Origin of the sequence: Paraburkholderia kururiensis JCM 10599 = LMG 19447, from assembly GCF_003986935.1 — a bacterium.
GTDB classification, from domain to species: Bacteria; Pseudomonadota; Gammaproteobacteria; order Burkholderiales; family Burkholderiaceae; genus Paraburkholderia; species Paraburkholderia kururiensis.
This window is the reverse complement of the sequence record NZ_RJZE01000030.1, coordinates 1-19,106: the sequence shown is the minus strand read 5'-3', so window position 1 is coordinate 19,106 and position 19,106 is coordinate 1. Positions and strand designations below refer to the sequence as shown.

Sequence of the window (19,106 nt, the reverse complement as noted above, 5' to 3'; positions counted from 1 at the left end):
GGCCAGGCGAAGTCCGCGAAGCACCGCCAGCGAGCCGTTCTGAACCTAAACCGCCTCCGCAAGGCGCCGGCGCTCGGCGCGCTGCATGAAGTGATTCGCCACGATCACGCCGACCGTCACGACGGCGATGAAGAGCGTGGCGAGCGCGTTCATCTCCGGGTTCAGGCCGAGACGCACGCGCGAGAACACCACGAGCGGCAGCGTCGTGGAGCCCGGACCCGAGAGGAACGCCGAGAGCACGAGGTCGTCGATGGAGAGCGTGAACGAGAGCAGCCAGCCCGCCACCAGCGCCTGAGAAATGAGCGGCAGCGTGATCGCGAAGAACACCTTGACGGGCGTGGCGCCCAGATCGAGCGCCGCTTCTTCCAGCGACGGATTCAGTTCGCGCACACGCGACTGCACGATGATCGCCACGTACGAAATGCACAGCATCACGTGACCGATCCAGATCGTGAAGACGCCGCGCCCCGCGGGCCAGCCGATCAGCTTGCCCATTTCCACGAAGAGCAGCAGCAGCGAAATGCCCTGGATCACCTCGGGAATTACGAGCGGCGCGTTGATCATGCCCGTGTAGAGCGTGAAGCCGCGAAAGCGGCCCATACGCGCGAGCACGAAGCCCGCCCACGTGCCGATCACGACCGAAGCGAACGCCGTCATCAGCGCGATGCGCAACGAAAGCCAGGCAGCGGCGATCAGTTCGTCGTCGCGCACGAGCGCCGCGTACCACTTCGTCGAAAAATGCGTCCATACCGTCACGAGCTGCGAGTCGTTGAACGAATAGACGACGAGGCTCACGATCGGGATGTAGAGAAACGCGAAGCCTATGCCGAGCGCGACGATCTGCAGGATGCGATTCGGCTTCATCGGCTGCGCCCCTCCAGGTCTTTCGCCTGGTAATGCTGGAACAGCGCCATCGGTACGAGCAGCAGCAGCACCATCGCGCAGGTCACCGCGGAGGCCATCGGCCAGTCGGCGTTGTCGAAGAACTCGTTCCACATGACGCGGCCGATCATGAGCGTGTTGGCGCCGCCCAGCAGTTCCGGAATCACGTACTCGCCTACCGCGGGAATGAACACCAGCAGGCAGCCCGCGATGATGCCGTTGCGCGAGAGCGGCAGCGTGATCTGCAGGAAGGCCTTCCACGGCTTCGCGCCCAGGTCGTAAGCCGCTTCGAGCAGCGTGAGGTCCATCTTCACGAGGTGCGCGTAGAGCGGCATCACGAGGAACGGCAGGTACGAATAGACCATGCCGATATAGACGGCCGTGTTCGTGTGATAAAGCTCGAGCGGCGCGTGAATGATGCCGATCGACATCAGGAAGTTATTGAGCAGCCCGTTGTTCTTGAGAATGCCGATCCACGCGTAGACGCGAATCAGGAAAGACGTCCAGAACGGCAGCATCACACCCATCATCAGGATGTTGCGCGTGGCCGGGTTCGAGCGCGCGATGTAGTACGCCATCGGGTAGCCGAGCAGCAGGCACAGCAGCGTGGAAATCGCCGCGACCATCACGGAATTCACGTAGGTCGCGAAATACAGGCTGTCCTGCAGCAGGAACGCGTAGTGCGAAAGATCGAGCGCGACGTGGACGATGCCGTCCGCGTACGAGGTGAGTTCCGTGTAAGGGGGAATGCCGAGCTGCTGGTCCGCGAAGCTGATCTTCACGACCAGGATGAACGGCACGAGGAAAAACAGCAGCAGCCAGACGAACGGTCCCGCCACCACGGCCGTGCGACCGGTCAGGTTGAATCGCCGCACCGGCCACTGGGCCAGCGCCTTCAGCTTGCTCTTCATGACGTCAGCACCACCCCGGCGGAGGCGCTCCAGCGCACGTAGACCTCGTCGTCCCAGGTCGGCGAATCGATCTCGGAAAGCGCGAGGCTCGACACGTTCGCGATCACGGTTTTGCCCGAGTCGAGCTTCACGTGATAGAGCGAGTAGCCGCCCATGTACGCGATGTTCTTCACGACGCCGTGGCCCCAGTTGAACGCGCCCTCGGGCGGCTTGCGCGTGAGCGCGATGCGCTCGGGCCGCACCGAGATCGTCACGGGCATGCCGAGCGGACCCGTAATGCCGTGGTTCACGTAGAGACGCACCGGCAGTTCGGCGCATTCCACGAACACGTGGTCCGGCTCGTCTTCCACCACGTTGCCGTCGAAGAGATTGGTGGAGCCGATGAATTCGGCCGAAAAACGCGTGTTCGGGTATTCGTAGACTTCGCTCGGCGTGCCGAGCTGGACGATCTCGCCTTCGCTCATCACCGCGAGGCGGTTCGCCATCGTCATGGCCTCCTCCTGGTCGTGCGTGACCATGATGCAGGTGACGCCCACCTTGTCGAGGATGTTGACGAGCTCGATCTGCGTGCGCTGGCGGATCTGCTTGTCGAGCGCGGACATCGGCTCGTCGAGCAGCAGGAGCTTCGGCCGTTTCACGAGCGAGCGCGCAAGCGCCACGCGTTGCTGCTGGCCGCCCGACAGCTGGTGCGGCTTGCGCTTCGCGAAGCGGCTCATCTGCACGAGGTCGAGCACGGCCTGCACGCGCTCCTTGATCTCGGCCTTCGGCACGCCTTCCTGCTTGAGGCCGAAGGCGACGTTGGCCTCCACCGTCATGTGCGGAAAGAGCGCGTACGACTGGAACATCATGTTCACGGGCCGCCGGTATGGCGGCAACTGCGCGAGGTCTTCGCCGTCGATCAGGATCTTGCCCGACGTGACGGGCTCGAAGCCCGCCAGCATGCGCAGCAGCGTGGACTTGCCGCAACCCGAGCTGCCGAGCAGCGCGAACAGTTCGCCCTTTCTCACCGACAGGCTCACGTTCCTCACCGCCACCGTCTCGCCGAACTTCTTGACGACGTCGATGACCTGGACGAAATCTTCCGTTGCACGGTCTGCAACGGGCGCATTGCCTCGGGGCGCTGCACCGGCCGCTGCCGGCGCGCTCGACTGCTCACTCATGATCTGCTGCCCTGCTCCAGCACGGTTGACACACGGGGTTTGACGAACAAAGCCCCCGGCGGACACCGGGGGCCTCGTGGTTGCATGGCGGCTAGCGCCTCTCGCGCGGCCGCTGCCATGACCGCCACATCAGCGGCCGGACTTGAATTCCGTCCACAGGCGCGTTTGCAGCCGCTGGATTTCAGGCGGCAGCGGCTTCAACAGGAACAGCGTCTTCACGACGTCCGCGGGCGGGTAGATGGCCGGGTCGTTCGCGATGTCCTTGTCCACGTACTTGCGCGCCTCGGCATTGGCGCTCGGATAGTAGACGGCATTTGTGATGGCGGCGTGGACCTGCGGCGTTTCGATGTAGTTGATCCACTCGAGCGCAGCTTCCTTGTGGGCCGCGTCCTTCGGAATGGTCATCACGTCAAACCAGATCGGCGCGCCGCCCTTCGGAATGAAGTACTCGATCTTGTAGGGTTTCTTCGCGTCGATCGCGCGGTGCTTGGCGATCACCACGTCGCCCGACCAGCCGTAGGTGAAGCAGACGTCGCCGCCCACCATGTCGTTGATGTAGCCCGACGAGTTGAACTGCGTGATGTACGGCCGGATCTTCTTGAGCATCGCGAGCGCGGCGCGATAGTCGTCCGGGTTGTGGCTCATCGGGTCTTTGCCGATGTAATGGAGCGCCGCGGCGAACATCTGGTCGGGGGCATCGAGCACCGACACGCCGCAGGCCTTCAGCTTCGAAATGTTCTCGGGCTTGAAAAGGATGTCCCAGTTATCGAGCGGAACGTTCTTGCCGAGAATCTGCTGCACCTTCGTCACGTTGTAGCCGAGGCCCGTCGTGCCCCATGCCCAGGGCACGGCGTACTTGTTGCCCGGGTCCGCGCCCGCCACGAGATTCATCAGTTGGGGATCGAGGTACTTGAGGTTCGGCAGCTTCGACTTGTCGAGCGGCGCGAAGATGCCGGCGGCGATCTGCTTGCCCGCGTAGTTGCTGGTCGGCACGACGATGTCGTAGCCGGAATTGCCGGTGAGGAGCTTGGCCTGCAGCGTGTCGTCGCTGTCGTAGTTGTCGTAGCGGACCTTCACGCCGGTCTGTTTCTCGAAGTTCGGGATCGTGTCCTTGGCGATGTAATCGGACCAGTTGTACACGTTGAGTTGCGTATCCTTCGCCATCGCCGTCGCAAAGGGCACCGCGCACAGCACGAGCGCCGCCAGCTGGCCCACCACCTGTTTCTTCATCCCGTTCTCCATGTGACCGGCATCGTGCCGGTGCTTGATCCCGCTCGATGCCGCTTGATCCTGTTTGACCCCGCCTGACGCCGCGCCGTGACCGGTGCGGCTCCTCCGAAAAACCCGAAACGTACCACTAATCGTTGTCCGCGACAAAAAAAATGCCCGGGTGTCGCGGATACGGCACAGCCTTTGCCCAAGCCGCTCCTCGGGCTGCCCTGCCCCCGAGGGTGAGGTGACGGGCGCCTGCTTGCCGGCCGGCGGCGTCTCGTCCGGCGACCGGGGAAGCAAGCCGGAGAGACGCGCAAATCGGGCGCAATTTTATCGGGTTATGCGACGGTGTCTACTGCGAAAAAAGCCTGGCGGGTGGTGGCAAATGCGGTGGCAAATGCAGTGGCAAAAGCGGTGGCAAATGCGAGGCCGGCAATGAGGCCGGCTGCGAGGCCTGACTGCCGGCCGAACGGGGGCACAGAGCGGGCACAGACGCGAAAGCGGATTGCACCACCGCGGTGCGGCAACCGTGGCGCGCGTCGGTCGCCGCGTCGCCCTATCTGATGGCCCACGCAGCGCGGCCCGATATCCCTACCGCGCGAGAGGCGTTTGGGCCATCGGTTACCATAGCGGCACTTGCCGATGTTCGCTGGATATCCCCTGAATTCTTCCCGATGACCTCCAATCTGCACGACCTTCCCGACAGCCCCTGCATCGGCGTCTGCTCGACGCTTTTCGACGAGATCTGCAAGGGCTGCGGACGCACGGCCGCCGAGGTCTCGAACTGGGTCTTCATGAGCGACGACGAAAAGCACGCCGTCTGGGAACGCATCCAGCGCGAAGGCACGGCAATGCGCTTCAAGTACGACAAGCTATAGGCGCCTGTAGCCTCAGCAGAAATTAAAAAAACGCCGGGTTTCCCCGGCGTTTTTGTTCCCCCCTGAACGCGCTCTGTGGCGCGTTTGCGTTGCGCCTGTCGGTCAAAACTTCATACCGACGCCCACGCCCACCACGAGCGGGTCGATGTGGAGCGTGCCGAGCGACGCGCCGTTGAGCGACGCATCCGTCTTCATCCAGATCTTCTTGATGTCCACGTTGGCGAAGATCTTCTTCGTCACCTGGATGTCGATACCGGCCTGCAGCGCCGGACCGAAGCTGTGGTTGCCAACGGAGATCTGCGAGCCGCCCGCATGCAAGCCGTTGTTGTAGAAGAGCGTGTAGTTCACGCCGGCGCCCACGTACGGGCGAACCTTGCCCGCATGGTTGAAGTGGTATTGCAGCAGCAGCGTGGGCGGCAGCACGCCGACACCGCCCAGGTTGCCGAGGCTCGAGGTGACCTGATGGCGCGACGTGCCGAGAATCAGCTCGACGCCCAGGTAGTCGCGGATCATGTAGGTGAAGTCGAGTTCCGGCACGATCGCGTTGTTCACATCGACGTTCAGCGCGGAGAGCGTATCGCTCGTGCGTGCATTCGGTTCGATGCTGATGGCGCGCAGACGTACCAGCCAGTCGCCGGCATGAATGCCGCCGCTGGTGGCGTCGGACACCGCGTCCGGCGTGGTGGTGGCGGCGTCTGCCGCGTTGGCCGCCGGGGCGGCGAATGCCGCGCCAAGCACACAGGCTGAAGCGGCAAGGGTCTTGATGAGCTTTTGCATGTCTTTCCCCGTGGTCAAAATGCCCTTGCATTCTGTAGGGCTTATTGCCACGGAGATTTGACGTTTATCAAGCCAGCGCAAACGCCCCCGATCGTGCGACAGCCGGTCGCGCCACGCCCGTCAGCAAGAGTTCAATGAGCTCGCGCACGCTGCGAATGGCGTTGCCGAACGGCAGCGACTCGCGGCCGCGGAAGAAGAGCCCATTGGCGACGTCGCCGCGCAGCGCGGCGGCAAGACGCGTGTCGATACAGAAGTGGCCGAACTTTTCCACGCCGTCGCGCAGGCCACACACCGAGAGGCATTCGAGCGCCGTGGGGCACGCATTCTTGATGCTGCCGATCTTGGCGCGAATGCGCGACTCGTTGCGCAGGTAGCGCGCGAGCCATGGCGTCTTCACCGCGCGCGCAGGCAGCCCCGTCACGCTCACGAACTCGACGATGTCTTCGGGACGCGCATCGGCCAGCACCCGCTTGAAGTTCGGATGCGCGTCGCCCTCCTCCGTCACCGCAAAAGGCGTGCCGACCTGCACGCCGTTCGCGCCGGCCGCCAGCCACTTGCGCACGGCCTCGTGGCTATTGATGCCGCCCGCCACGATCAACGGCACGTCTTCGCGACGCAGACCGAGCGAGGTGAAAACGGGATCGAGCTCGGCGAAAATCCGCTCGAACGAGAAACGCTCGTCGTTCATTTCGGAAAGATTGGTCACGCCGAGGTGGCCGCCCGCGTGGGCGGGATGCTCGATAACGACCGCGTCCGGCAAGCGGCCCTTCTTCATCCACTTCTTGAGCACGAGCGCGATGCCGCGAGCATCCGAGAGAATGGGGATCAGCGCGATGTCGTGACCCTGCGTGAGGTCGGGCAGATCGAGCGGCAGACCGGCGCCCATCACGATGGCGTGGGCGCCGTTCTCGCAAGCCGCGCGCACGTAGTCGGCGTGCGCGCTCACCGCTTTCATCACGTTGACCGCGATCATGCCGTGGCCTTCCGAGAGCCGCTTCGCGCCTTCGATCTCGCGGGCGAGCGCGATCAGGTTTGCGCGCTCCAGCGTCTCGCGCCGCGGGTCCGCACGGCACATGTCGAGCAGATCGGGGTGATGGTGGCGCAGGTCGATGCTCGCAATCGTGCCGACCGCGCCTTCGCGCGCCACGCTGCCGGCGAGCCGATGAGCCGAAATGCCGACGCCCATGCCGCCCTGCACGATGGGCAACAGCGCGCGGCCGCGAATTCTGAGCGGCGCGAACGGGTGAGATGGAAACATGAGGGGTGCCCGCTTCTTTGGTGACGAAGCCGCCATGATCGCGTGACGCGACAGACGCGCTTTGCGCAAAATCAACGACTCCTGCGGACGGGCGGAAAAATCGCCGGTTGTTGATCGGCGTCATGTCGGCAACGGCGGCGAAACGGCGCGCTTGCCAAGTTTTTGGTGTAGTGGAAAGCCGGGGGGGGGGGTGCCCTGTGAGCGCGGCCGGTTCAGGTCGCCGGCCGCATCGTCGGAGACCGCTCCGCAGTCACCGTCGGCGCCGTGAGCGACGCGGGCGGCCGGATCGCCGCCACAGGCGCCAATACACGACGTTCACCTTCGCCCGGCCTCGATTTCCAGCGTGCGGTCCGCAGCCACCAGCCTCACCGGATCCGTCTTCTTCCACTGCGATTTCGGCACGAGCACGGACCATTCGGCACTGGCCGTATCGCGGAAGAAGGCCGCCACCCCCACATAATTCGCGGCATCGCCGATCGGCTCGGACACTCTGACTGTCTGCCCCGGCCCCAGTGTCACGTCGCGGCTCCAGAGTGTTGCGGCCTTCAACGCCTCGCTGCCTTCGAGCATCTGCGCCGGGGTCGCCGTGGCGAATGCCTTCCCGTCCTTCAACTGGACGATGCGCAGCACGACCGGCAGCGGCACGCCGTGCGCGTCCGGGTTCAGCGCAGCGAGCGCCGTGATCTCCAGGTTCATCTGCTCGACCTTCGTCTCGAACACCGCGCGTGTGACGCTCACGGCGCCGTCCTTCACCGACTGCCACGTCCCGCATGCGGAAACCGTCAGCGCGAGAATCACGCCGGCTGCGTATCGCTCGATCCACGTTGTCATCAGAATGCGGCTCCCTTCCAGTCGGTGCCCGGCCAGAGCGTTTCCTCGCCATCGACCGTCAGCGCCAGTTGCACGGAATACTGCAGGCTCGCGTAACGCCCGAGGAAATGGCCCAGCACGTCACCGAACAGCACGACGTCGCCCGGTCCGTCGAAACCACCCGCATCGAGTTCGACATGGACGCGCACGACCGGCAACACGTCCCTGCGCCGGGTGGTCTGCTCCTGCGAGAAACGCACCGACCGGATCGCATCGATACGCCGCGAGATCGTGTCGTCGGGCGCCCAGTCGTAGAGTTCGAGCACCTCGCGCAGCACCGGAGCGCCCTCCACGAGCATCCGGTTGAATTCGTTCGCGCCGTTCGCGGTGTAGTGGCCCAGCACGCGCCAGTCATAGCCCGGGTAGTCGCGCGGCGGGTACTGCGGCAGGCTGGGCGCGGTCAGGTTGCGTACCGATGCGATGCCGGTAAAGCCGGTGACGGTCTCCGTGATCGTCGCCTGCGCGAGCGCGAGGCGCGGCAGGCGTCCGTTGTTCGCGAGCGCGCGCACCATCACGTGGTGGTCCGGTTGGGGACGGTCCTCATCGCCGTGTGCGTCGCCATACGTCCCCGCCCACAGCTGACCGGCCAGCGTCACCCACAGCTCGCGTCCCACCGCGCCGTGGCGCGTCGCGGTATGGAAGTACCGCTCGGGGTTGTCGTAGCGCAGCATCCAGCCGCGATGCCGGAAGCTCGTGAATGGCGTGTAGGCATGCCGGGCGCTGCCCTCCGGGTCGGCGGCCGTCACCGTGAGCAGGTCGTAGGGCTCGACGTGATCCTCCAGCGCCGGGTGCACGCGCACGCGGTGTTCGGTGTCGTGCCAGCCGGCCGGATGCAGCGGCAGCGCGTCCACCTCGAACAGGTTGATGACCGGCGTGCAGAAGAGCCGGAAGCTGTCGCGGCCCACCGGCTGGTCGCCGGGCATGCGACCGTCCAGTTCGAACTCGAAGGTCAGGCGCGTTTCGTTCGCCGGCACCATCGCACTGTCGAAGCCGCACAGGTCGACGAAGTGGAATTTCTGCGGGAACACGAAATACTCGAGCAGTGTCTGTTCGCGATCGAGTGCCTCGTTGCGCGCGGCGTCCATGACTGGCCACAGCCGCGTGGGCGGACCGAAGCCTGACGGCTCGAAACGCACACCGTCGAGTGGCTGAAGCTCGCCGTCACGCACGGACGGCAAGCGCAGGCCGACCGACGCAACCTGGCGAGTAAGCGCCACATACAGTGCCGCGGCGGCCGCACGCTGGCCATGCAGGTACAAGCGGATGCGCGACAGGTCCACATGCTCGCGCTGGTCCCCGAACCAGAGGCCCAGCGTGAGGCGGATGACCGTCCGCCCGTCCGCACGGACCGCCACGGTTGCGTCGTCGACTGAGAGCGGCAGCAGGTCGACCGCCTGCGTCGTGCGGAACGGGCAGCGCACCGCATCGGGGCCGACGGGCGCCGAGCGCACCACGGCTCCGGCAGGAATGCTCGCCGTCATCGAACCGCCGCGCTGCAGGGGCAAACATTCGATGATGGACAGCGACGGAACCGGGCGCGCCATGTGCCCGTAGAGGTTGTCGAGCAGCCCTTCGGTGACTTCCGGCATCCCGTCGTCGAGCTTCATGCGCAGCCGTGCCACGAGCAGCGCGAAGCCTTCACTGACCGCCCGGACCGGTCCGTCCTCCTCGCCACGCGCCGGGCCTGGCTGCATGCCCAGGCGCCGCGCGGCGTCGGGCTGGGCGCGTGCGAACTCGCGGCCGGCCTCGCGCAGATAGCGCATCTCGGCATCGAAATAGCGCAGCAGCGGACTCGCTTCTTCCTGCTGGAACAGTTTCCACGGTGCGCTCACGGCTGCAGCTCCGGCGGCAATGGCGGCAGCGATGGGAGGCCAGCGATCACGCCCGCTCGGCCGGTCACGAAGATGCGCTCCGGCATCCGGAAGCCGCGCAGCTTGAGCAGTTCCAGCGGCCCTGCGCCCGCCTGCACGCGCAGCAGGTAGCGCAGCGGTGGCGGTGCATCGGGGTTCGTGACAGCACTGGCGGTACGGGCGTCACTCGCAGCCGAAGCGGTTTTTGCATCATCGCCGCCTGCCGCGCTGTTCCAGGCCAGTTCGTAGCGCGTATCGTCGAGTGCCCTCACCTGGGCTTTCTCCAGCATGCGCAGGAAGGCCCAATCGCCGGTGCTGTCGAAGGCGATACGCACCCCTGCGTTCAGCGTCTGCCACGTCAGCGACGCCTGGCCGTGCAGGCCGTCGCCCGGCCAGGCAAACGGCGTCCATGCTTCCTGCTGGTTGAAGTAGGCGACGCGGTGGCCGTCGACGGAAAGCTCCGTGCGCGTCACGCCCGGCGTGGACTGCGGCATGAGCGCGAAGCGGTAGCTGGCCTCGCCCTGCGCATAGAGACGTGCACCCATCGGACCGATCAGGCGCAGCATGGCGAGAAACTTCGGATCGAACTGCAGCGACTGCGGCGCGAGTTCGTTCGGCACCCACTGGTCGCCCTGCCGCTTCAGCACACCCGACAGCTCGACCTGGATGAAGCGGTTGACGAGCCCCGTATCGGGCCGTACGTAACGGCCAAATTCCGCAAACGATGCATCCGCCGCCGTCGGCGAGAACGGATAGCGCGAGGCGAACGTCGAGGCGAACGGGGCCGCGACACCCGCGCGCCATGCCTCGTTCAGGCTCGCGGCCGCGGGCTGCAAAACGGCCTCCCATGCCGCGTCGAGCGGCTGCACGAACATCGTCTGCCCGAACCCCGCCCACTGCGCGCCGAGACTCGCAGCGGTCAGCGCCGCGTCGTCGCGAGCCTGCGTGAGATCGGAGAGCTTGCCCTGGAACACGGCCTGCGCAAGCGCACGCGCCATCGCCTGCGCGTCCGGGCTCGACTGGATCTGCTGCAGCTTCAGGCGCACGGTCGTGTCGGCGGTCAGCACGCGCGGGAGGCTCACGCCGCTGAACGCGGCGGCATTCGTGCCATTGGCCGCCTGGCTGTTCCCCGCGGCTGGCGGCGCCGCGTTTGCCGCGCCCATCAGCGCGAGCAGCGGACCGAACGTGCGGTCCAGCGGATTCACCACGGACGCCTGCGTCGCGTTGCTGTCGCCGCCGTCGAACAGACCCTGCGCCCTGCGCACGAGCGTATCGGTGAGGGCCTGCGAGGGACGGCCCGCCTCGCCCTGATACTGCACCGACTTCATGACCGCGAGCAGCGGCGAGGTCTGTGCGTCGGTCAGGCGCGTGAGCTGGTCGATCACCGCAGAGAAGCTGTTGGCGGGCAGCCACTGGAAGCTGTTGAGCATGCCTGCCCAGGCGGTCGTGTAGTCGGTGAAATAGCGCTCGCGCAGCCGCTTTTTCAGGGCGACCGCGCCCTGTCTTGCTTCCGCTTCGGCCTGCGCCGACCCGACCGCGCCTTCCACGGTGGTGGCATTGACGCGCGCCGTAGGCTGCTCGCCGGTCAGTACCCAGTCGCCCTCGACATGCTGTCCTTTCACGGCGTCGTCGATGGCCTTTTCGACCACGCCTTCCCAGGCCGCCCGTGTGAAGACGCCCGGCACCGTCTGCGTGGTCGTGAAGAGACCGTGCGCATCGGCGCCGGCCAGCAGCGTGGCGAGCGACACATCGGCGTACCGGCCGCGCGCCTCGCCGAGCACGCGCTGGTAGAGCACGTCGTCGCTGGCCGCGAGGCCGATCTGGTTCACGAGCGTCGAGCGCATCTGCGTGACGAGCGGCGCCGACGCGTTCAACCGCCACTCCGGATGCGCCCTGAGGTGAGCGGACCAGAAGCCCGCGAGTTGCTGCGAGACATCGAGCCATTCGCCCGCGCGCATGCCGGCGAGCGCGGGCCAGACCTCGAGCATCTGCGCCTTGAGGAACGGTGCGTCGGTACGGGCCGGCGTGGCGAGCATGAGATAGGCCTTGAGGCGGTTGTAGGCGCGCTGTTGCGCGTCGTGGCTCTGCTGCTCGTCGGCACGGACCTGCGAGAGCTGGGCGAGCTGCCCTTCGAACGCCTGCGCGACCGGCTGGCGCAGGTTGCGGATGGCGACGGTCTGGTAGGGCTGCCACAGTGCTGCCAGAAGGTCGTCGTTGTGCGAAAGGCCCGCACGCAGGTACCACGGCGCGCCGTGCTGCTGGCGGTATTCGAGGGTCGCGATGCAGTTCTGGAGGGCGAGCTGTGCACGCAGCGCATCGGGTGTGCCGGGGGTGGCCGCAAGTGCGGCCTCCGCAGCCGTCTGGGCGTCATGCACCAGGGCACGGTTGCCGAGACCGGACACCATGAGCAGCACCGTCCACACGACGGCGGCGGCCAGCACGCATGTCGCGAGCAGGTTGGGCCAGTACAGCCCGGTGCGGCGGCCGTGGTAGGCCGGCATCGAGGCGGCAATCTGTTTCCACACCGGGACCAGCGCCCGGGGCTGGAGCGGCGTGACGAGGCTCACGGGCGCGGGCTGGGCTGCCGGGGGCGTCCCGGTTCCCTGTCCGGTCGGATTCTCGCGATCAACGACCGGTACCGGCACGGGCGACGTGCCTTCAAAGACAGGCGCGAACACGACACCTGCCAGCGGTGCGCGCAGCCAGTTCGATGAGGCCAGTGCCCCGAGGCTCGCGGCGATGTGCTCTGCGTGGTCGCCGACATACTTCGAGACCTCCAGCATCCACCTCATCCAGAGCGGCGCGCCTGCCTGCGACACGCCGATGTCGGCCGTCCTGCGTTGCGCCTGGCCCAGCAACGCAGGCGCGCGGCCAGCCGCCGCCTGTGCCTGCCTACGTGAACCGCCGGGCAGAAACGTACCCACTGGCTCGAACTGTTCAGGCGGGTGACCCTGCGCCTCGACCGGATGCAGGAACGTGACGGGCGCGGCCCAGCGCAGCGCCGTGGCGATGGCCGACAGCCTGCGCGGCAGTTCGGTGTCCGGATCATTAGCGCGCGCGACATGCACGATGCCATCGACCGGCCGGTGCCAGCGCAGCCGCCGGATCTGGTCCAGCCACTTCGCCGGGTCGATGCCGTCCGGTGAGGCGTGCACGAGAACCGTTTCGCCTACCTGCATGACGGCCGCCTGCTTCAGGCCTGGCGCGACCTGTTCGACACGTTCGTCTGTACCGTTCACCAGCAGCCAGCGCAGGCGGCCGCGCCAGAACCAGCCGTGCGAGACGCGCAGTTCCTCGTACAGGCGTTGCAGACGTGCGTCGCGCCTGAGTGGCTTCGCGGCCTTCGTGTAATCGCCGGTTTCAACGCGGAACAGTCTTGCGGTTGCCCCATATGCGCCCGTCGACACGGCGAACAGATGGGCGGTCACGATGACGACCAGCACGATCGGGATGGCGATCAACAGCCGCGTACGAGGTGCGCCGTCCGCGATGCCAATACGGTCACTGCCGAACCAGACCAGCAGGAGCGCGGCAACGGCAAGCACGAGCGCGGCGAGAGGCATGCCCCAGATCGCCACGCCCCTGGGAGCCGGTTTGCCGGCAGCGGCGTCAGGCTCCATGTTCTTCATGTTGTTTTTGGGAGTCGTCATCCGTGGGAGCGTTGGTTTGTTGTTCAGGTAACACGTGGAGGATGGCGGACTGCAGGCCGTCCACAATCATCTGGGGGCCGTCCGCAGCGTTGACCTCGATGGCAGCAGCAATGGCGAGAAGACCATTTGCCGCGCCCAGGTTGCCGACAAGGCGATCGAGCCGGTACTGTGCGGCGTCCTTCGATGCGGCCTCAAAGCCCGCGGCAGCCAGGGCACGGTCGCAGTGCTGCACCGGACCGGTGATCCACGCGCGTGCCACCGCCGCAGCCCTGACGGCACCCCAGAGCGCGGCATTCGCGAAGCCGTGTTCAGTCTCGCCTTCGGTTGCCTGGACGGGCCGGTGCAGCGCAGCCTTGCGGCTGACTTCCGGCGGGAGCCTGAAGTAGCCGGGATCGAGCAGTACGGCGGCACAACCTTCAGCACAGCCCTCATCAATGGCATCGTCGTACCAGGCGGCCGCGACCGCCAGAAGCGGACGGCGCTCGCGCGCATCGAGCCAGCCATCCGCTACCAGCAGACCATCCGTTGCGGCGACGGACTGGATCTCCAGTGGCGGTAGCGCGGCCAGCCGCAACGCTTCACGAACCTGGGCCACGCGCAGGCACGCAGTCTCCGGCTCCGCCAGCACGCGTACCTGCGGCCAGTACCGCTTCTCGTATCGGGTCAACGCCTGGATACTCCCGGCCAGCGGTTCAATCGCCACACGAATCATCCGGACGGCGGGAGCGACTTCCGTCAGCGCTCCTGCGTCGTCGCCCTCGCTGTCCTCTTCAGCCACCACGGGCAGGCTGGCCAGCAACGGGTCATCGTCCTCAAAGCGGTTGCACAGGACTTTGCCCGGGCCATGGCGGGTGCTCTGTATCTTCAGGAGTGACTGCTTGCCACTGAGAACGTCGGTAAGCGATTTGCCGGCGAGCGGCAGGCAGTAGCCTGCGTCAAGTACGTGCAGCGGGCGCTGCGCGAGCCGGACCTGCTCCGCGAGCCACCGCTCACGATGATGGTTGCGCCAGTGCGCGCGATACCACAGGACCTCGTAGCCCGCGCGTGCAAAGCCGAACAGAACCAGGAACAGTCCGTTCGGCGCACCGACCATCAAGCTCCAGAACCCCAGGCCACTTGCGCGCTCGCCCTTCGGCCACGCAAGCAGCACGATCGCGGGACCGCACACGTTACACACGAACCACGTAGCGCCCCATGGCCAGAACCGCATTCTGGGCGGATAGGCGCTGGCGCGGCCGGCGGGAGAAAGATCGACCGGCATTATTCGATGTTGAAATTCATGAGCGACGAGAGCAAACGGCAGCCGCACGCGCAGCGGTAATGATGGAAGGCGACCTCCTTGCCGTCGCGATCAGGAAATTTGGCGTAGCCCTCATCAATCGTGGTTGGCCCGTGCTGCTCGCAGATCGCCTCGTCGCCCTTGCGGGCGAGCGGGCGGCCCATCACCTCGAACCACGGTGAGCCGCCTGTGACTTCGCCACCGTGTTCGAGTTCGTCACCTTTTCGGATAGGGGACTGCATAGATTTTTTAACCGTGGTTTATGATTTTTTACTTCAATGGCGCAACGTCAGACTTAAATTCAATACTTCTCAAAATATTGAGGAGAGAGCTATTTTCCGGGCCATCCTCCCTCAGGAGATCCGCTCTACCTCCAGACACTCCAATCAGGACATTACCGCCACTGAGAAAACAAAATCGAGCTCCCTTATCGCCCTTCTTAAGGATATTCGACGCATTGACAACAAAACCTTGCCCCCCCGCAACGTTTAGCGAAGTAAACTGATTGAGTGATTTCGAGGCGGACACCCATTTCCCCTTGACAAAATCTGCTGGGCAATTTATGGCGTTTTCATCCATGATATCCTGCAATGCCGGTGTGGAATCCGCGGCGATATAATCAGGATACCACTTGAAATTTTCAGCGCTTTCGCACATGAAGCCGATCCACGGCACATTTCTGCTTCCACGTTTCTCAAACCACCAGTCATATCCAGAATACGTCTGAGCTTGCCGAACAAACGGAAGATCTCGATCAGGCACACGACCATTCGCACGATACAAAATAACTTCCGGGTTGTTATATTTAATGTGCTCCCCCTCTTTAATGGAAATCGAAAACTGACATTCACCCACTCTCACTTGCACAGAGGTCGGCCCATCGGCCGCGAGCACGCTGGCGCCATCCCCCAACGTCACCGTTCCGTTATCTGCTAGAGCGATACTGGAAAACGAGAAAATCAATGTCAACCCGGCAATAAAAATAGATGCGTAGCGATTCACGGCTCCTCCACACGCCCAAAGCCGACGGGATAAAGAGATTTACTACCGTCAGGTTGCAAAAAACTTGCTACATCAAATAAAATTACTTGTGCGTTTGCGAATGCTAAAAATCGCGATTCCTTGTCCCATACCGCGCTATAATTGGTATTGGGTTTACCGGTATTTATCGTGGCAGCGACCTTGCCAAATGATGAATTTATATAGAAATATTTCGTTCCGTGATCAGTGACAAGTGGATTTAATGTACTAGATTGATTACTCCAGTACTCGTCTGCACAGCTAGCCGCACCTGACCAAATCCAATAACAGCCTGCGCTATCCGCTGCCTCAAACGCGTTGGTTGTCGCCTCTCTTTTTTCTATAAAATTAGCCGAAATATGCGTACTTGCATCCCTAAGCGAATGCGTCGGATCATTCATCCCTTTGCGACCATTTTGTAATAAGGCTCTATTGTTATCGGCAAGCTCTGCGTAGCATTTTAAATTATCCTCCACCTCCTGACTGACAACAATACCTCTAAATCTCCAATATCTTATGTAGTTTGTCGCATGCGTAAGTTGAAGCATCCCGCGCCCGTCCCATGGAGCGTACCAAAACGACGAACCCTCGTGGTATTTTTGAAACCATTGCGTTTCTTCAGCTGCATTCGCGATAAATGATGCCATGCGCACGGGTGACTGGATCCCGTATTTTCTGATTGCATTGTTAAGCGCCAAACGCCGTTGAATTGCATTTTGACTATCCACGGATAGCATGGACGCAGCACTCGAAATATGAACCTTCTGCCATTTAAACGGCGTCGCCTTTTGTACAACGTTTCTTGGCAGGAGATGGGTAAGCTCCTTTTGACTCAACCAACCACACCTCCTGAAATGCCGGATAAATGCCAATGGGTGGAAAAAACACAGCTTTTGCCCGGCGAGCGGCGTGCTGTCGAGAAATTGGAGCTTGCTGAGGAAATCAATAAACGTGGTATAGCCATCCGGGTTGATGTCCTTCTGTTTTCCGAAGAAGCCATCTGGGTCATTCAAACCCTTATAGCGATTGTTGTTATCCAACGGATCCCACTCGCTGCGCGCCTTGCACACCAGTCCCCTCAGCTTTTCGCGCACGCCCTCCGCGTTCTGCACGTAGCCTGCGAGTTGCAGGTTGGTACCGTCATCGTTGTTCTTGTCGAATTCGAGCGGCTGGATCATGCCGGACGTTACCTGCGGATCAGCGACGCCGGTCAGACGGCAAAGCTCGTCGTAGCCGCACAGCCCATCGTGATTGAACGGCGTATTGTCCTCGTCGACCATTAGCCAGTCCTTAAAGAACGGGAAGTCCGCATCAGAAAGCTTAATGATCGAGTCCGGTGCGATGTTCAGATAGCCCTGCGTTCCGTTCTCGTCGAATGGCACCGCAACCCACGTGTTAAGAGCCGTGCCCGACAGTATCTGTTGTTCCGAAAGGACGCGTCCAAACCGCAGCATTTCATAGCCATCGCTCGGGCACGCCGGATAAAGTGCCTTCGCTCGGTCATACAGGTCGTACTCGTACCGCTTTGGCTTGTTGTTGCTGTTCGTACCATTGTCGTATGGGTCAGCGACGGGGGCTGGCGTTAACGAAGTCACATTGCCGCTGTTGCCGCGCTCGATCCACGCGCGCGTATAACGTCGGCCCCTGTTGAACCAGGCTTCGACGTAAAGTGATTCGTTTTCACCAATTGAGCCACCTGGCAGTGGAGGAAACCAAGTTTCAGGCAGTCCTGCCGGCTGTGCCACAAAGTCCTGCGGACCGTGAATGACGAAATAGGAATGCCCCCAACAATCGCTCGATGTAGGCTGAACGGGGTGCTTTTCGCCTAGCTGAACCTTATGGCCGTCTTGATCGAACCAGGCGATGAAGTCGGCGTCTGCCATGAAGATTTCGAAGTGCAGATGCCGCACGCCCTGATGCTGGCCGACATAGCCGAGGACGTCCTTGCGATACACCTTCTTCGTCCCTCCCGCCTGAACGACCCCATCCTTTCCCGCTGCTGTGTCGAGCAGCCATTTGGGGAGGGCGTTGGCCGATCCGGTCTCCGGCGGAGTGTTTGGTTGTGGCGCGATTTCCTGCTGACTGGTCATGTCCAGCAGATGCATGTAGAGCGAGTAAAACGTAATCGTGCGCCCGTCACCCGTGTCGGTCTTGTGCTTGAGCAGGACGAATCCGGCATTCGAGTTCAGCAATTGTTGCCCGCTCGTCGGATCTTTCGCGCCATCAGACAGGGCTCTCATGCAGACCCGGTAAGCGACCACCTCGCCATCGGCGATCGCTCGCACCGGTTCGTGCTGCTCGCCCGGATCCAGATGGAGGCCACAATGAAAACGCCGGTCGAAGGCAACCGGATAGACTCCGTGATGGCCGATCTCGAACGTGTCGACGGTATCCATCATGGGGTCCGGCTTAGACGCGTCGTCAGATGTAAGGCCCGCAGCGGGCAGGAAAGGAGGGCTGATGATCATGGCTTCAGTGAGACGACGAGTACTGGTCGGAAATCTTCAGGCTGCTCTTCGGCAGCGATGGCAACGGCGTAGGAGCGCTGTCCGGCCCCTGGAACGTGAACGCCGCCGCCTTGACCGTGAACGCGCCGGGGCAGTGGAACGTCATGTTGCCGCCCTCGATGACGAGCGAAGCGCCGCCGCTGTTGAGCGTGATCTTCGATTTCGCCGCCACCTGCACGTCCGCGTTCTCGCTGGCAATGCGTAGCTGCTTCTGCGCGAAGAGATCCATGCCGTCGGTAAGCGCGGCTGCCGTGAACCTGCCTTTCGCTGCGGTCAGATTGATACCCAGCTTGTGCGCGCACAGCGAGATCAGGTCGCCCGCTGCCATGCGCAGACGCCTGACGACACTCATGTCCATGTCCCTGCCCGCCGTGACGATCACGCTTTCGCCCGCCGAGTGCTGCACCGATTTCGGCGTCACGAACGCCATGCCGCCCGGCGCGCTCGCGAGCAGCCCCGCGTCGCGAAGCTGGTTCAGTCCGTCAAGCAACGCCGTCTGCGTGGCACGGTCGGCCGCATCGGCGCCGGCCTGCGTGGTCGCCATCGCCAGATCCGTCACGCGCTGCAGCGCTGCCTTGAGCTGGGCGATGGCAGCCGGCATCTCCAGGTGCGGCGTATCCGCCCCGGCGGCCGCGTCCGCCGTGAGGAACAGCCCCTTCGCCGCGCGCACCGTGCCCCAGCCTTTGGTCGTGATCTCGAAGCCTTCGCCACGCGGAAGCTTTTTACTGTTGAGCAGATACCCCTGGTTGAACGCCGCCTGGCTGTACACCGTTGCAATGCGCGCGCTCTCCTTGCCGCGCAGGTCGTTGAACACGATCTCCGCGCCGAGCAGCGGCGAGCGCCAGATGGCAT

At 63.7% G+C, this 19,106-nt stretch carries 15 protein-coding genes; 1 reads left to right on the top strand and 14 read right to left on the bottom strand.

Annotated elements, in window-relative coordinates:
- Positions 1-45: 45 nt before the first annotated feature.
- The 4 genes from PKKP23_RS28760 to PKKP23_RS28745 form a co-directional block, all read right to left on the bottom strand.
- Complete coding sequence (locus tag PKKP23_RS28760) at positions 46-864, bottom strand: ABC transporter permease subunit (RefSeq protein WP_017775954.1); 819 nt, start codon at positions 862-864, stop codon at positions 46-48.
- Positions 861-1,793, bottom strand: a complete 933-nt coding sequence (locus tag PKKP23_RS28755; protein ID WP_126879366.1) for an ABC transporter permease subunit — start codon at positions 1,791-1,793, stop codon at positions 861-863. The genes PKKP23_RS28760 and PKKP23_RS28755 overlap by 4 nt, the downstream gene beginning before the upstream one ends.
- A complete protein-coding gene (locus PKKP23_RS28750) occupies positions 1,790-2,953 on the bottom strand; it encodes an ABC transporter ATP-binding protein (RefSeq protein WP_126879365.1) in 1,164 nt (387 codons plus the stop codon). The genes PKKP23_RS28755 and PKKP23_RS28750 overlap by 4 nt, the downstream gene beginning before the upstream one ends.
- 129 nt (positions 2,954-3,082) lie before the next feature.
- Positions 3,083-4,183: a polyamine ABC transporter substrate-binding protein gene (locus tag PKKP23_RS28745; protein ID WP_017775957.1), complete on the bottom strand. Its 1,101-nt coding sequence runs from the start codon at positions 4,181-4,183 to the stop codon at positions 3,083-3,085.
- A gap of 656 nt (positions 4,184-4,839) precedes the next feature.
- On the opposite strand from PKKP23_RS28745, the gene PKKP23_RS28740 reads away from it, so the two are divergent.
- Positions 4,840-5,043 (top strand): DUF1289 domain-containing protein, encoded by a 204-nt coding sequence (locus PKKP23_RS28740; protein WP_126879364.1) that lies wholly within the window; start codon positions 4,840-4,842, stop codon positions 5,041-5,043.
- A gap of 102 nt (positions 5,044-5,145) precedes the next feature.
- Here PKKP23_RS28740 and PKKP23_RS28735 read toward each other — a convergent pair whose 3' ends face one another.
- From PKKP23_RS28735 to PKKP23_RS28690, 10 genes are all read right to left on the bottom strand, one after another.
- Positions 5,146-5,820, bottom strand: coding sequence for an OmpW/AlkL family protein (locus tag PKKP23_RS28735; RefSeq protein WP_126879363.1), 675 nt, complete (start codon positions 5,818-5,820; stop codon positions 5,146-5,148).
- A gap of 67 nt (positions 5,821-5,887) precedes the next feature.
- Complete coding sequence (locus PKKP23_RS28730; RefSeq protein ID WP_017775960.1) at positions 5,888-7,078, bottom strand: NAD(P)H-dependent flavin oxidoreductase; 1,191 nt, start codon at positions 7,076-7,078, stop codon at positions 5,888-5,890.
- 315 nt (positions 7,079-7,393) lie between these two features.
- On the bottom strand, positions 7,394-7,909 hold the full coding sequence (tssJ, locus tag PKKP23_RS28725; protein ID WP_126879362.1) for a type VI secretion system lipoprotein TssJ: 516 nt from the start codon (positions 7,907-7,909) through the stop codon (positions 7,394-7,396).
- Positions 7,909-9,780: a type VI secretion system baseplate subunit TssF gene (tssF, locus tag PKKP23_RS28720; protein WP_126879361.1), complete on the bottom strand. Its 1,872-nt coding sequence runs from the start codon at positions 9,778-9,780 to the stop codon at positions 7,909-7,911. The genes tssJ and tssF overlap by 1 nt, the downstream gene beginning before the upstream one ends.
- On the bottom strand, positions 9,777-13,448 hold the full coding sequence (locus PKKP23_RS28715) for an ImcF-related family protein (protein WP_240659171.1): 3,672 nt from the start codon (positions 13,446-13,448) through the stop codon (positions 9,777-9,779). Before PKKP23_RS28715 ends, tssF begins: the two co-directional genes overlap by 4 nt.
- Complete coding sequence (locus PKKP23_RS28710; RefSeq protein ID WP_126879360.1) at positions 13,408-14,709, bottom strand: hypothetical protein; 1,302 nt, start codon at positions 14,707-14,709, stop codon at positions 13,408-13,410. Before PKKP23_RS28710 ends, PKKP23_RS28715 begins: the two co-directional genes overlap by 41 nt.
- Positions 14,709-14,969 carry a PAAR domain-containing protein gene (locus PKKP23_RS28705; protein ID WP_126879359.1) on the bottom strand — a complete coding sequence of 87 codons (261 nt, stop codon included), beginning with the start codon at positions 14,967-14,969 and terminating at the stop codon, positions 14,709-14,711. Before PKKP23_RS28705 ends, PKKP23_RS28710 begins: the two co-directional genes overlap by 1 nt.
- Before the next feature lie 28 nt (positions 14,970-14,997).
- Positions 14,998-15,729, bottom strand: a complete 732-nt coding sequence (locus tag PKKP23_RS28700; protein WP_126879358.1) for a hypothetical protein — start codon at positions 15,727-15,729, stop codon at positions 14,998-15,000.
- On the bottom strand, positions 15,726-18,146 hold the full coding sequence (locus PKKP23_RS28695; protein WP_240659170.1) for a hypothetical protein: 2,421 nt from the start codon (positions 18,144-18,146) through the stop codon (positions 15,726-15,728). Before PKKP23_RS28695 ends, PKKP23_RS28700 begins: the two co-directional genes overlap by 4 nt.
- 73 nt (positions 18,147-18,219) lie before the next feature.
- Positions 18,220-19,106 (bottom strand): DUF2345 domain-containing protein (locus tag PKKP23_RS28690; protein WP_138721043.1); only part of this gene is annotated, 887 nt, incomplete at its 5' end.

Coding starts and splice junctions, on each gene's coding strand:
- PKKP23_RS28760 (WP_017775954.1), bottom strand. CDS start 864: ATGAAGCCGAATCGCATCCTGCAGATCGTCGCGCTCGGCATAGGCTTC.
- PKKP23_RS28755 (WP_126879366.1), bottom strand. CDS start 1,793: ATGAAGAGCAAGCTGAAGGCGCTGGCCCAGTGGCCGGTGCGGCGATTC.
- PKKP23_RS28750 (WP_126879365.1), bottom strand. CDS start 2,953: ATGAGTGAGCAGTCGAGCGCGCCGGCAGCGGCCGGTGCAGCGCCCCGA.
- PKKP23_RS28745 (WP_017775957.1), bottom strand. CDS start 4,183: ATGAAGAAACAGGTGGTGGGCCAGCTGGCGGCGCTCGTGCTGTGCGCG.
- PKKP23_RS28740 (WP_126879364.1), top strand. CDS start 4,840: ATGACCTCCAATCTGCACGACCTTCCCGACAGCCCCTGCATCGGCGTC.
- PKKP23_RS28735 (WP_126879363.1), bottom strand. CDS start 5,820: ATGCAAAAGCTCATCAAGACCCTTGCCGCTTCAGCCTGTGTGCTTGGC.
- PKKP23_RS28730 (WP_017775960.1), bottom strand. CDS start 7,078: ATGTTTCCATCTCACCCGTTCGCGCCGCTCAGAATTCGCGGCCGCGCG.
- tssJ (WP_126879362.1), bottom strand. CDS start 7,909: ATGACAACGTGGATCGAGCGATACGCAGCCGGCGTGATTCTCGCGCTG.
- PKKP23_RS28715 (WP_240659171.1), bottom strand. CDS start 13,448: ATGACGACTCCCAAAAACAACATGAAGAACATGGAGCCTGACGCCGCT.
- PKKP23_RS28710 (WP_126879360.1), bottom strand. CDS start 14,709: ATGCCGGTCGATCTTTCTCCCGCCGGCCGCGCCAGCGCCTATCCGCCC.
- PKKP23_RS28705 (WP_126879359.1), bottom strand. CDS start 14,969: ATGCAGTCCCCTATCCGAAAAGGTGACGAACTCGAACACGGTGGCGAA.
- PKKP23_RS28695 (WP_240659170.1), bottom strand. CDS start 18,146: ATGATGGATACCGTCGACACGTTCGAGATCGGCCATCACGGAGTCTAT.